Genomic DNA, 14,010 nt, shown 5'->3' with positions numbered 1-14,010 from the left:
CCATGAGTTTAGCTTCAGTAAGTATAAAAAGGCCGGTACTGGCAACGGTGATGTCCATCGTCATCGTGGTGTTCGGTATTATGGGCTACAAATTCTTGGGTGTCAGGGATTTTCCGTCGGTCGACCCTCCTATCATTACGGTTACGACCAGCTATTCGGGTGCTAACGCCGACGTAATTGAATCGCAGATAACGGAGCCGCTTGAAAAAAGCATCAATGGTGTACCCGGTATCAGGAATATTTCATCAACCAGTTCGGTTGGCTCAAGCCGTATAACCGTAGAGTTTAACCTGGATGCCGACCTGGAAACCGCGGCAAATGATGTAAGGGACAAGGTTGGGCAGGCGCAACGGCAATTGCCCCAGGATATTGATGCGCCGCCGGTAGTTACCAAGGCCGATGCCAATGCTGATAACATTCTTACCGTTACCTGCAGCAGTAACACACGTAATATTAATCAGGTTGACGACTATGCCGAAAACGTTTTACAGGAAGGCCTGCAAACCATTCCGGGTGTGAGCGAAATACGGATATTCGGGCAGCGCCAGTACGCCATGCGTTTATGGATCGATCCTAACAAGCTTTCGGCATTGGGTTTAACCGCCACTGACATCCGCGATGCGCTTGATAAGGAGAACGTAGAGCTTCCGGCAGGAAAGATTGAAGGAAACAATACCGAAGTTGTAGTGAGGGCAATAGGCAAACTTTCGACCGAGAAAGACTTTAATAACCTGATCATTCGTGCCGACAGCAATCGTGTGGTACATCTGAGCGATGTTGGATATGCGGTATTGGGTTCGGCAAACGAGGAAACTGCTTTAAAGGAATCAGGCGTACCGATGATTGGTTTGGCTATCATCCCTCAGCCAGGCGCTAACTACGTGCAAATTGCTGAAGACTTTTATAAACGCCTCGACCAGATAAAGAAAGATCTTCCGCCCGACATCCAGGTAAAAGTAATAACAGATAACACCGTGTTTATCAAGCAATCGATAAGTGAGGTAGAGGAAACCTTATTGGTTTCGTTCGTATTGGTGGTTATCATAATTTACCTGTTCTTCAGGGACTGGCTCATTGCTTTCCGGCCGCTGATTGATATACCTGTATCGCTTATCGGTGCATTTTTTATCATGTACATCTTTGGCTTCTCCATTAATATCTTAACCCTTTTGGGCATCGTGCTTGCCACAGGCCTGGTGGTTGACGACGGTATAGTGGTTACTGAAAATATCTATAAGAAAGTTGAAGCCGGCATGCCGGTACGCAAAGCAGCATTTGCAGGTTCTGCTGAAATATTATTCGCCGTTATTTCTACCTCTATAACGCTGGCCGCTGTGTTTTTGCCGATAGTATTTATGCAGGGCTTTACGGGCCGCCTCTTCCGCGAGTTTGCGGTGGTGGTTGCCGGTTCAGTATTGATATCCGCTTTTGTGTCACTTTCGTTAACCCCAATGCTTAACGTAAAGCTGATACGCAAAAGCCAGAAGAAATCAAGATTCTACGAGAAGACCGAACCCTTCTTTGTAAATATGACTAACTCCTATAAGGACACGCTGGTTAAGTTTATGAAGGTAAAATGGGTATCGTTTGTCATCCTGGCTATTTCGCTGGTTGTTACGGGAGTGCTGTATTTTGCCACCCCTTATGAGCTTGCGCCATTGGACGACCGAAGCATGCTTCGGTATTCGGTTACCGGTTCTGAAGGCGCTAGCTATGAGTTTATGGCGAAATATATGGACAGAGTGTCTGACCTGGTTGCCGATTCTATTCCCGAAGAAAATGTAAACCTTGAAGTTATCTCGCCGGGGAGCGGTGGCGGCTCGTCGAACAGCGGCTTCGGGCGTATTGGTTTGGTGCCGCCAGACCAGCGCACACGTACCCAGCAGCAACTGGCCGATTATCTTCAAAAACATCTCGCGCGTTTCCCCGACGCACGTGCGCTGGTTATCCAGGAACAGACCATCAGCGGCGGAGGCAGCGGGTCAAAAACGTCGTTACCTGTCCAATTCGTAATTCAGAACCAGGACTTTGAAAAGATACGCAAGGTACTGCCGGAATTTTTCTCCGAAGTGTCCAAAAGTCCTGTTTTCCAGGGAACGGACGTCGACCTGAAATTTACGAAGCCGGAACTGAGGGTTACAACCGACCGCGACAGGGCCAGGGACCTGGGTGTTTCTGTGGCAGATATAGCAACCGCCCTGCAGTTTAATTATAGTAACGGCCGCCTTGCCTATTTCCTGATCAGCGGGAAACAATACCAGGTAATAGCCCAGGTAAACCGGGCAAACCGCGACCAGCCTCTCGATCTGAAATCAATATACGTACGCAATGCCAAGGGAACGCTTGTACAGCTAGATAACGTTGTAAAGGTTAGTGAAGATGCAACCCCTCCGGCTATCTATCACTTCAACAGGTATAAATCGGCAACCATATCATGTGGCCTTGCACCGGGCCACACAGTTGGCGACGGCATTGCAGAGATGAACCGGATAGCAAAAAACCTGCTCGATGATACATTCAGCACAGCACTGAGCGGCGCCTCGCGCGATGCGGCAGAAAGCGGATCCAGCCTTATTTTTGCCTTTGCATTCGCACTTTTGCTTATATACCTGGTACTGGCGGCGCAGTTTGAGAGCTTTATAGATCCTTTTATAGTGATGCTTACCGTGCCGCTGGCCATTGCCGGGGCCTTTATTTCGCTTTGGCTGTTTAACCAAACGCTTAATATTTTCAGTGAAATTGGCATGATTACGCTCGTAGGCCTTGTAACTAAAAACGGCATTTTGATTGTAGAATTTGCCAACCAGCGGATGGAGCATGGCCTGGCAAAGTATGAAGCGGTTATTGAGGCTGCCACTTCGCGTCTTCGCCCCATATTAATGACCAGTCTTGCTGTTGTGCTCGGCTCAGTGCCAATCGCATTCGCGTTGGGTGCAGGTGCGAAAAGCCGTGTATCGCTGGGCATTGTTATCATGGGTGGTGTATTGTTTTCACTGGTGTTAACCTTGTATATCATCCCGATGATGTATTTGATATTCGCATCAAAAACCCGGCGCGACCCGGATGCCGAAGACGAAGACGAAGTAAAAAAAGTCAGAAAGCCAAGAACCCCAAAATTGATAGAAAACGAATAAGCGATATGGCTATTAAAAAACTAAGCTGTTTGATTTTTTGCCTGGCCTTGCTGGTTACGGCGGCCAGGGCGCAAACCGATACGGTGCTTACGCTGCAGGATGCGATTGCCATTGCACTGAAAAACAACTATCACATCATATTATCAAAAAACAATGCTGACATTGCTCAAAATAACGTAACCCTGGGCAACGCAGGCTTTCTGCCGCAGGTTACCGGCGATTTCAGCACCTCGCGCAGCATTCAAAATACCAAACAAACACGCAGCGATGGCACGGTGAATAATATACATGGTGCTAAAAATTCGTCAACATCCTACGGGCCGGCCCTTAACTGGACAATATTTAACGGCTTTTTGATGTTTGCCAATTACGACCAGCTAAAGCAATTGAACCAGCTTGGCGAAGTACGCATGCGCGATACCATACAAAGCACGCTGGCAGGAGTAATAGAGACCTATTACAACCTGATCAATCTTAATGAAGGGCTAAAGGCGTTACGCGGAGCGATTGCCATATCGCGCACCCAACTGCGTTATGCTAATGATAAGTTTCATGTGGGCCGGGCATCAGGACTTGATGTGCTGAATGCGCAGGTAAACCTCAATACGGATACAGCCAACTATCTTAATCAGCTGCAACAGTTCAAATCGGCCAAAATACAAATGAATCAGTTGCTGGTGCGCAACCTGCAAACCGATTTTTCAGTTGGCGATACTATAGTGGTTGATAATAAGCTGGTACTTGGAGATATTCTGACTAAAGCCGAAAGCCAAAACCCTTCTATCTTATCGGCACAAATCAATAAACGCTTATCTGAAATAAATTTAAAACAGGTAAAGGCCGGACGATACCCGCAGGTGTCCGTAAATTCGGGTTATACCGTAAGCAGCAGCCAGAATCCCGCGGGTTTTGCGCGCTCGCAAAACGTCAATGGTTTTAATTACGGTCTTACCGCATCTATAAATATATTTAACGGCTTTAACCAAAACCGGCTGGAGCATAATGCCCGCATCGGGATCGACAATGCTAACATTAATTACAAACAGACCGTATTGGACGTACAGGCGCAGATCAGCAATTTATATGTGAGCTATCTTTCGGGCCTGGACCTGATCAAGCTGGGTGAATCAAACATGGCTGCGGCAAAACGCAACCTCGATATTTCGCTCGAAAAATATAAATTAGGCAATATTACGCCGCTCGAAATCCGCGAAGCGCAAAGGAATTACCTGGATGCGCAATCAAAATTTTTTGCAGCACAATACCAGTCAAAAAGCGCGGAGATTATGCTAAAGGAGATTACGGGGAGTATTAATATACAATAGCCTCTATTTCCCTTGTCATTCGGACAACTTACTATTTTTCAAAAACTAAATTTTTTAAATTACTTTAAAAAGTTATTTTTGAACTTGATGGCTATGTGCTTTAAAACCTGTTTGCTGATAGATGACAATTACATTGATAATTTCGTCACGCGTAAAATTATAGAAGGCAGCAACTTTGCCGAATCTATTACAGTAGTACGTTCGGCGACTGAGGCTTTAACATCATTAGCGGAAGGCAAGATAAAACCCGACGTTATTTTTCTTGACGTACGCATGCCATTAATGAGCGGCTTCGAGTTTTTGGAAGAATATGAGAAGATAGATATCGATAAGGACAATATTAAGATATTTATGCTGTCGTCGTCGCTCGATCCGATGGACATGCGTAAGTCGACCGACAGCAAACATATTACGCAGTTTATTCATAAACCGCTAACCCAAAAAGCGCTCGAAGACCTTTGCCCATGATTTTAGTGGCTGATAGCGGGTCGAGTAAGACCGACTGGTTACTTCATCTTAAAGATGGCGAAGTAAAACAATTCAGAACCGCCGGGCTTAACCCCTACTTTTTATCGGAAAAAGAGATAGCAAAGATTCTGCAGGACCAGGCCGGCGACATGATCGGTTATGCTGGTGAAATTGATGAAATCTATTTCTTTGGTGCGGGCTGTTCCAGCCCCGACAGGCACGAGATTGTTTCAAATGCAATCAGCACATGGTTTCCAAAATCGTACATCAGCGTTGATAGTGATTTGCTTGGTTGCGCCTATGCAACCTGCGGGCACGAAAAAGGATTTTGCTGCGTATTGGGCACCGGTTCAAACATCTCGTTTTTCGATGGCGAGGATATTCATTCGGGCAAACATGGCCTCGGTTTTGTTTTGGGCGATGAAGGCGGTGGCACCTGGTTTGGAAAAGCCTTGATAACTGATTACCTGTATGGCAAAATGCCACACGATATAAGCTTGATGTTTGGCGCAGAATACCAATTGACCAAAGAAATTGTGATAAGAAAGGTTTACCAAACACCTAATGCAAACTCATACCTGGCAACTTTTGCCCGTTTCATCAGCAAAATCAGGCAAAGTGACTACGCACAGAATCTATTGCGCACAGGCCTGCTCGAATTTATAGAAACCAATATCAAATCGTACCCCCAGTACCATCGGTATAAATGCCATTTTGTAGGCTCTATCGCCTATGTGTTTAATGACGAATTAAAGGAAGTGTGCAAGAGCTCGGGGGTGCATGTCGGCAAAATTATTAAACAACCGATACATGATTTGCTGGCCTTTATTTTGAAAAGAGAAAATCGTTAGTATAAACGACTATTACTGATTAACAGCCATATACCTATCATAACAGACTAAACACAATGGTTTCAGGTGCAACCGATTTGAAACTACTTAAATTATTACAAATCAATTACTTACATTCTAGTTGCATTAAAAAACTGTAAAGTTCCTGTAAACCATTGCCTGGTGCCCTTTGGCACACGGATACTCACCAATGACGTTTTAAAATTAGGACTATGCCCCTTTCTTCGCACTCAAACTCTGCATAAGCTGGTCGTATAAATCATCGCCCTTGGTTTTTTTAGGCGTAAGCTTTTTAACGGTAGCGCGCTTGCCTTTTGCCTTGGCATGGATAATTTTTAAAAGTTCATCGTGGTATTCATCCTTATATTTTGACACATCGAACTTTTCGGCATACTGGTTAATTAAGGCCAGCCCCATATCCAACTCCTTCTTATTTACTTTAACATCATCTGCAAGCTTTAAATCTTCGGTACTGCGTATTTGCTGAGCGAAACGGATACGGGTAACCACCAATACATTATCAACCGGATAAACAATACAAAGCGACTCAGTGCTGCGTAAAACAAACCGCGCCAGGCCTGCCTTTTTCGACTTTTTTAAGGCTTCAACCAACAACGCATACGCCTTATTATTTTTCGTGTCGGGCTCGGTATAATAGGATGTTTCGTAAAACATGGGGTTTACTTCATCAATATCCACAAAGCTTTCTATTTCAATAACCTTGCTCTTTTCGGGTGCGGCATCTTCAAAATCCTGGTCTTCTACAATCACATAATCGTCGTCTATTTTATATCCCTTTACAATTTTATCGTAAGGAACTTCCTTATGCGTATGCTCATTAACGCGCTGGTACCGTATGCGCGAATGATCGCGGCTGTCGAGCATGTCCAGATCAAGCGAACTGGTTTGCACTGCGGAATATAATTTAACGGGGATGCTTACCAGTCCGAAACCAAGCGATCCTTTCCAGATTGACCTCATAACCAATTGAATTACTGAATAGATATAACTGATAAAAAAGCAAAGGGTTTGTATAAAAGACTATATTTATATAGACAAACGTAAACCTATGGCCGAATTAAAAACCAAAGTAAACGAAGCATCTGTAAAAGATTTTCTCGATAAAAAGGCCGACCCAAAAGTACGGCAGGACTGCGATACGATTATAGATATTATGCAACGCGTAACAGGCGAGGAAGCAAAAATGTGGGGAACGGCAATTGTAGGCTGCGGCAGCTATCAATATAAATACGACAGCGGCCGCGAAGGGGTAATGTGCGTTACCGGCTTTTCGCCGCGCAAACCTGAGATAGCTTTGTACGTATCTGCAGGTGCTGCAGAACAGGCGGCGTTGCTTGCCAAATTGGGCAAACATAAAATGGGCAAAGGATGTCTGTACATCAAGAAGCTGAGCGATGTGGATGCGAAGGTACTGGAGGAGATTATAGCCAATGGGGTTAGGCTAATAAGGGCGAAGTACCCGGATTAGTTTCTGACCCGGGATTAAACGGATTGGCGGATTTTCGGGATTGGGAACAGTTGAAGAATTCGGGTACTACGAAACAGCATAAAATAAAAGCCAGGCTAAGGACAGATGTCTGTGCCTCGGCTGATATGCTTTATTAATTCGGCTGTAATGTACCGTACCTGGCAGCTGCTCTTCAGCAGAGCCGCTTCAGTTTCATAGTAAATTTATTAAACATATTTAGTTACAAAAATTGTATCTCAATCAACACCAAAGAGGGCAATGCACCATTTGAAACTGTATTTAATTTACATCACGAAGTATTCATGCCTCTTTTAATTACACACAATTACTGGCGGCTTTTGATCGCGTATAACAGTTGGAGCCTTTTTTGTTACTGAATTAAATTGTATTTCTATGTGATTAAAGAAATCTTATGCCTGTTCGCTATGCTTTTCTACATAGCAGTTTATTTTACAACCTCAACTTATCCGCTCCCTCACTATCAAATGCTTAAGATTCTTCACCGCGTTCAGAATGACAAAGCGGGATACAAAACACATTCCCGTTAATTTGACATTTCATACAAAGTTTGAACTGCGGTAACGCTTTAAAATTGCCTAACTTTAAAAAGTAATGACGCATTTTAAAGCAGGCACGTTTTCGCATCTCCAAATCTTCAAATTAATCATCCTGCTTTGCGTTTGCTTTTCATGCAATACCAATACATCATTCAATAAGAAAACCGTCTTTAATATTAACCTCGACGAAGGCCTGACCACCCTTGATCCGGCTTTTGCCCGTAACCAAAACGCCATTTGGATGATCAACCAGGTTTACAACGGCCTGGTGCAAATTGACGATAGCTTAAAAACCCGCCCTTGCATTGCTAAAAGTTGGGACGTTTCGCCTGATGCATTGCTTTACACGTTCCACTTGCGAAATGATGTTCATTTTCATGATGACCCGTTGTTTGAAGGCGGCAAGGGCCGCAAGGTGGTTGCCTCGGATTTTGTTTACAGCTTCCGGCGCTTACTCGACCCGAAAGTCGCCTCATCCGGCTCCTGGATATTCAGCGATAAAGTTTGCGATACACCTTTCAGAGCAATAAACGACAGTACTTTCCAAATTAAGCTGCGACAACCCTTTCCGCCGCTTCCAAGTTTGCTTACTGCTCAATATTGCTCGGTTGTGCCGCATGAGGTGGTGGAACATTATGGAAAGGATTTCCGGCAGCATCCAATCGGTACGGGACCGTTTAAGTTTAAGTATTGGAAGGATGGCGAAGTCTTGGTGCTGCTTAAGAATGAAAACTATTGGGAAAAAGACAAGGATGGCAGCCCGCTGCCTAAGCTGGATGCTATACGGGCTACTTTTATCGGTGACAAGCAGACGGCTTTCATGAATTTTATCAGTAAAAAGCTTGATTTTTTAAACGATATCGATGGCAGCTACCGCGACGATATTTTAACCAAGTCAGGGCAGGTCACCCAAAAATACAAAGGCAAGTTTATTTTAAGCACAGGGCCGTTAACTAATACCATTTATCTTGGTATGCTGGTTGACACGAATTTGGCCATTGTAAAGACCTCGCCGTTAAGGAAGCTGAAGATACGCCAGGCAATAAACTATGCTATCGATAAGCAAAAGATGATAAAATACCTGCGCAACAGTATGGGTAGTCCAGGAGTTTCAGGTTTTATACCAATGGGCATGCCTGGCTTTGACGCTAAACTTGTTAAGGGTTATGACTACAATCCGGACAAGTCACGTGAACTTTTAAAAGAAGCGGGCTACCCAAACTGCAAAGGTCTGCCGGAAATCACCCTGCACACCACAGTAGGTTATCGCGGGTTGATAGAATATGTTCAAGGCCAGTTGGAACGGGTTGGGTTAAAGACCAGCGTTGAAATTACCCAGGGTGCCAGCCTGCGTGAACTGGTATCAAAAAACGGCGTCAACTTTTTTTACGGCTCCTGGCTGGCTGACTATCCTGACGGCGAGAATTACATGTCTGTTTTTTATTCAAAAAACAAAATTCCGTATGGTCCCAACTATACCGGTTTCAACAACAAACAATTTGATAAACTATTTGAGCAAGCTTACCATGAGGGAAACGACGAAAAACGATACGCCCTCTATCGCGAAATGGATAACCTGGTAATGCAGCAATCACCGGTTGTGGTTTTGTATTATGACAGGCGGGTTAACTTGTATCAAAGCAACATATCCGGGTACAGCCTAAACGGACAAAATCTGCTGGTGCTGAAAAGGTTAGTGAAACGCCAATAGCATAAGCCCCCTGTCAAGCTTATAAAGTCTCGAAAGCGCCGCAAGTTTACGCTCAAAAAAAAGCCCTCCCAAACGGGAAGGCCTCCATAAATAAATTCTAAGATTTCACTTTAAGATGCCATCTGACGACGGATAATATTCAAAGCGCCGCCGGCTTTAAACCATTCAATTTGCTGTGCATTGTAAGTATGGTTTACAGGGAATGACTCGGTGCTGCCATCTTTATGGTGCAATACAACGGTTAACTGTTTGCCGGGGGCAAATTCAGTTAAGCCGGTGATATCGATGGTATCATCCTCCTGTACTTTGTCGTAATCTGCGCTGTCGGCAAAGGTTATGCCCAGCATGCCTTGTTTCTTCAGGTTAGTTTCGTGGATACGTGCAAAAGATTTTACAAGTATGGCACGAACGCCCAGATGACGTGGTTCCATTGCGGCGTGCTCGCGTGATGAACCTTCGCCGTAATTTTCGTCGCCAACTACTATGGAGCCGATGCCGTGTGCTTTATAATCGCGCTGGGTAGCAGGTACCGGACCGTACTCGCCTGTCAGCTCATTTTTAACGCTATCGGCCGTATTATTAAAATAGTTGATAGCGCCGATAAGCATATTGTTCGAAATGTTATCCAGGTGGCCGCGGAATTTCAGCCATGGTCCGGCCATTGAAATATGGTCGGTAGTACATTTGCCTTTGGCTTTTATCAGCAGCTTTAAGCCGGTGATGTCGGTTCCTTCCCATGCAGGGAACGGAGCCAATAGTTGCAGGCGGGATGAAGTCGGGCTAACAATTACATCAACGCCGCTACCGTCTTCTGCAGGCGCCTGGTAACCGGCATCTTTTACGTCAAAACCTTTTATCGGCAGTTCGATACCCATAGGCTCATCCAGCTTAACCTGCTCGCCTTGTTCGTTGGTCAAATAATCGGTCAACGGGTTAAAGGTTAGGTCGCCGGCAATAGCAAATGCAGTTACAATTTCAGGTGATGCTACAAAAGCGTGGGTATTGGGGTTACCGTCCTGGCGTTTGGCAAAGTTACGGTTGAACGAAGTAATGATGGAATTCTTACGGGTTGGATCGTCGGTATGACGCGCCCATTGACCGATACACGGGCCGCAGGCATTAGCCAGCACAACTCCGCCCATTTGGCCGAAAGTATCTAAATAACCATCACGTTCCACAGTATAACGTACCTGTTCAGATCCCGGTGTTATGGTAAACTCCGCTTTGGTTTTCAGATTTTTGTCGATCGCCTGTTTTGCGATAGACGCAGAACGGGTGATATCTTCGTAGGATGAGTTGGTGCAGGAACCAATCAGCCCAACTTCCAGTCTTTCGGGCCAGCCGTTCTCTTTAACAGCGGTGGCAAATTTTGATATCGGCCATGCCAGATCCGGTGTGAACGGACCGTTTACATGCGGCTCCAGCTCGCTCAGGTTTATCTCGATTACCTGGTCGAAGTAATCTGCAGGGTTTGCATAAACCTCGGCATCGCCGGTTAAGTGCTGCTTAATTGCATCGGCCATTTCGGCTATATCGGCGCGCTTGGTACCTTTCAGGTAGTCAGCTGCTTTTTCGTCGTATCCAAATATTGAGGTGGTAGCACCAATTTCGGCGCCCATGTTACAAATGGTGCCTTTACCTGTAGCAGACAGCGAGCGTGCGCCTTCGCCAAAATACTCAACAATAGCGCCGGTACCACCTTTTACAGTAAGTATCCCGGCCACTTTCAGGATAACATCTTTTGCAGAAGTCCACCCGGATAATTTACCGGTTAATTTAACACCAATCAGCTTAGGGAATTTAAGTTCCCATGGCAGGCCGGCCATAACGTCGCAAGCATCAGCGCCGCCAACACCAATGGCAATCATGCCTAAGCCACCGGCGTTAGGGGTATGCGAGTCGGTGCCGATCATCATACCGCCGGGGAAAGCATAGTTTTCCAATACTACCTGGTGGATGATACCTGCGCCTGGTTTCCAGAACCCGATACCGTATTTATTTGAAACGGATGCAAGAAAATCATAAACTTCCTGGTTAACGTCTTTAGCAATCTGTAAGTCTGTGCTTGCGCCATCGCGGGCCTGTATCAGGTGGTCACAATGCACCGTAGATGGTACAGCAACTTTCGGGCGACCGGCCTGCATAAATTGCAGTAACGCCATTTGCGCAGTAGCATCCTGCATGGCAACGCGGTCGGGGGCAAAATCAACGTAATCCACCCCGCGGCCGAATGCTTTTTGCGCATCGCCTTCAGAAAGGTGGGCATATAATATCTTCTCAGTTAAAGTGAGAGGTTTACCGGTAGCTTTACGCGCTGCATCTATGCGGGTGCTGTAGCGGTCGTAAACCTTTTTGATCATATCTAAATCAAAAGCCATTTCGTATTTGATTTTTGGGTGAGTAAAAGAAATTAACAGCTAAATTATAGGCTAAATGCTTTTGCGGCGAAGTTACAAAAATTAGAAGTAAAAGGAAGTCAGGGCAATGCACAATTGTTATTTGGATGAATTCTAAATTAGAGACCAAGGATTAATTGAAAAGAGATCGAAGTAAAATATTTTTAGATTTTCTAAAATTTCTTTAAATTTGATAAAAAGATATTTAATGGTTATTATCAGTTATAGTAAACTTCGAAATTTTTTTGAAGTACATCCGGAAGCTAAAGACGCTTTGAATAATTGGTATCGTATAACTGAACGCGCGGACTGGGCGAACTATCACGAAATTAAAGCGATGTTTAACTCTGTTGATGCTGTAGGCAATGACCGTTTCGCTTTTAATATAAGAGGGAATAATTACAGGTTAGTCGCTTTGATATTTTTTGACATAAGAACAGTGTATATAAGGTTTGTAGGAACTCATAAAGAGTATGACCGCATAGACTGTTCTTCGATATAAAAGCAACAGCAATAATAATATTTAACCAGGTGAAATGATGGATAAGATAATTAATGAAGTTGATTATAATGCTGTAATGGCAAAAATTGATGGCCTGATGGCTAAGGGCAGCGATAAAGTTTCAAAAGAAGAGCTTGCAGAGATCCGTTTGCTGGCGTTGAGAGCGCAAGCTTATGAACAGGAAAAATATGTAATCGAAGCGCCTACAACATTGATTGGAATGATTGAAATGCGAATGTTTGAAATGCGGTTAAAACAAAAGGAACTGGCCAAAAAATTAAATGTGAGCGATGCCAAACTTTCGCTTATAATGAATGGTAAGCAAAAGCCGGGTGTCGATTTTTTAAAGGCTGTTCGTAAAGAATTAAAGATCGATGCCGATTTTATATTAGAGCATGTGTAAGCAGAAATAGTCTACAATGAAATATGTACTTTTAGTGTTGTCTTTGTCACATTACTGGTTTGGAAAGATAATAGCGACACGAAAGCGTTATTATGCCATAAATGGATACAATTTGCTTATAAAACAGTAAAGAATCATCGGCTCATCCGGTCACAAAAGACTTAGCAAAAGAATGCATTTTTAAAAGGACGGCACGTATGAAGAAATAATGTATAATAATACATTTTAAGGCTTCAGGCAACTGGTCTTTAAACCCGGAAGGAAAGAAATGAGAATTAACATTTGCCGATGTTAATGGACAAAGTATCCCTCTTTTTCCGGAAAAAAAGACGCATTATAACATTGTTATTTTAAAACTCACTGTTGACGCCTTAATTTATGGGCGAGTCTTATGCGGGAAAAGAGAATATATATTGACATGATGACTGGTGTTTTGTTAGAAAACCTTAGTGTAAATCTAATTCTCTAAGCAGTTATTCCCCTAAACTCAAAACCCTCCCTGCTCCAAAATTCCATCGCCCTTGGTAAGGCATATTCCATGCGATCCCTGGCCTTTAAACTATCATGAAATAACACAATATCACCACCTTTGGTATGTTTTACAACATTATCAAGGCATTTTTCCGGAGTGATGTTTACATCAAAATCAGCTGATAATACATTCCACATAATAGCCTGCAGCCCTGGTTTGGCTTGCTGCAGCAACTGTAGCTGCGATTTTTTCATCCGGCCGTAAGGAGGGCGAAACAGTTTAGTATCAAGCAATTTATCCGCTTCTAAAAAATTATCAAGGTAAATCTGATCTTCGGTATTCCAGCCTTTAAGGTGATTATACGTGTGATTACCTATGGTATGCCCGTAGTTTTTTACTTGTTCAAAAATATCGGGATGCTTGCGCACATTGTCGCCGATACAAAAAAATGTAGCCTTAGCATTGTATTGTTTTAAAATATTTAAAACAAATGGTGTAACAATTGGTATAGGGCCATCGTCAAAAGTGAGATAAATACACCGGGGGGAACGGGGAGCATCCCATATAAACTTAGGATACAGTTTTTTAAGCAGCCACGGTGTTTTTACCAGGTACATATACAGACGTTAGAGCTTGGATATGAGATTTTGAGCCAAAATATTTTGATGCCAAATCTAACATCTCATATCACATATCTCCAAT

Annotated in this window: 11 protein-coding genes; 8 read left to right on the top strand and 3 right to left on the bottom strand. The window is 43.9% G+C overall.

What is annotated here, in order from left to right; translation table 11 throughout:
• Nucleotides 1-2 precede the first annotated feature (2 nt).
• From Q3W13_RS01470 to Q3W13_RS01455, 4 genes are all read left to right on the top strand, one after another.
• Nucleotides 3-3,134, top strand: coding sequence for an efflux RND transporter permease subunit (locus Q3W13_RS01470; protein WP_302860765.1), 3,132 nt, complete (start codon nt 3-5; stop codon nt 3,132-3,134).
• Between the two features lie 5 nt (nt 3,135-3,139).
• Nucleotides 3,140-4,459, top strand: a complete 1,320-nt coding sequence (locus Q3W13_RS01465) for a TolC family protein (RefSeq protein WP_302860764.1) — start codon at nt 3,140-3,142, stop codon at nt 4,457-4,459.
• A 93-nt stretch (nt 4,460-4,552) separates the two neighbouring features.
• Entirely contained in the window at nt 4,553-4,927 is a 375-nt protein-coding gene (locus Q3W13_RS01460) for a response regulator (protein WP_302860762.1), read from the top strand.
• Nucleotides 4,924-5,778, top strand: a complete 855-nt coding sequence (locus tag Q3W13_RS01455) for an N-acetylglucosamine kinase (RefSeq protein ID WP_302860761.1) — start codon at nt 4,924-4,926, stop codon at nt 5,776-5,778. Before Q3W13_RS01460 ends, Q3W13_RS01455 begins: the two co-directional genes overlap by 4 nt.
• Nucleotides 5,779-5,988: 210 nt before the next feature.
• Here Q3W13_RS01455 and Q3W13_RS01450 read toward each other — a convergent pair whose 3' ends face one another.
• Nucleotides 5,989-6,759, bottom strand: a complete 771-nt coding sequence (locus Q3W13_RS01450) for a Ku protein (protein WP_302860759.1) — start codon at nt 6,757-6,759, stop codon at nt 5,989-5,991.
• Nucleotides 6,760-6,847: 88 nt separating this feature from the next.
• Between Q3W13_RS01450 and Q3W13_RS01445 the strand changes: the two genes are divergently transcribed.
• Nucleotides 6,848-7,267 carry a DUF1801 domain-containing protein gene (locus tag Q3W13_RS01445; protein ID WP_302860758.1) on the top strand — a complete coding sequence of 140 codons (420 nt, stop codon included), beginning with the start codon at nt 6,848-6,850 and terminating at the stop codon, nt 7,265-7,267.
• 612 nt (nt 7,268-7,879) lie between these two features.
• Nucleotides 7,880-9,535 carry an ABC transporter substrate-binding protein gene (locus tag Q3W13_RS01440; RefSeq protein ID WP_302860756.1) on the top strand — a complete coding sequence of 552 codons (1,656 nt, stop codon included), beginning with the start codon at nt 7,880-7,882 and terminating at the stop codon, nt 9,533-9,535.
• A 110-nt stretch (nt 9,536-9,645) separates the two neighbouring features.
• On the opposite strand, the gene Q3W13_RS01435 is transcribed toward Q3W13_RS01440, so the two are convergent.
• Nucleotides 9,646-11,913, bottom strand: a complete 2,268-nt coding sequence (locus tag Q3W13_RS01435) for an aconitate hydratase (protein WP_302860753.1) — start codon at nt 11,911-11,913, stop codon at nt 9,646-9,648.
• A 226-nt stretch (nt 11,914-12,139) separates the two neighbouring features.
• Between Q3W13_RS01435 and Q3W13_RS01430 the strand changes: the two genes are divergently transcribed.
• Nucleotides 12,140-12,433 carry a type II toxin-antitoxin system HigB family toxin gene (locus tag Q3W13_RS01430; RefSeq protein WP_302860751.1) on the top strand — a complete coding sequence of 98 codons (294 nt, stop codon included), beginning with the start codon at nt 12,140-12,142 and terminating at the stop codon, nt 12,431-12,433.
• A 34-nt stretch (nt 12,434-12,467) separates the two neighbouring features.
• Entirely contained in the window at nt 12,468-12,836 is a 369-nt protein-coding gene (locus tag Q3W13_RS01425) for a helix-turn-helix domain-containing protein (RefSeq protein WP_302860749.1), read from the top strand.
• 465 nt (nt 12,837-13,301) lie between these two features.
• Here the strand turns inward: Q3W13_RS01425 and Q3W13_RS01420 are convergent, their stop codons facing one another.
• The gene (locus Q3W13_RS01420) at nt 13,302-13,925 is read right to left on the bottom strand and encodes a polysaccharide deacetylase family protein (RefSeq protein ID WP_302860748.1); all 624 of its coding nucleotides are present in this window, start codon (nt 13,923-13,925) and stop codon (nt 13,302-13,304) included.
• Nucleotides 13,926-14,010: the final 85 nt, after the last annotated feature.

Origin of the sequence: Mucilaginibacter sp. L3T2-6 (genome assembly GCF_030519355.1) — a bacterium.
Taxonomy (GTDB): domain Bacteria; phylum Bacteroidota; class Bacteroidia; order Sphingobacteriales; family Sphingobacteriaceae; genus Mucilaginibacter.
The sequence above is the reverse complement of the archived record's forward strand: the minus strand, read 5'-3'. Positions and strand labels throughout refer to the sequence as shown.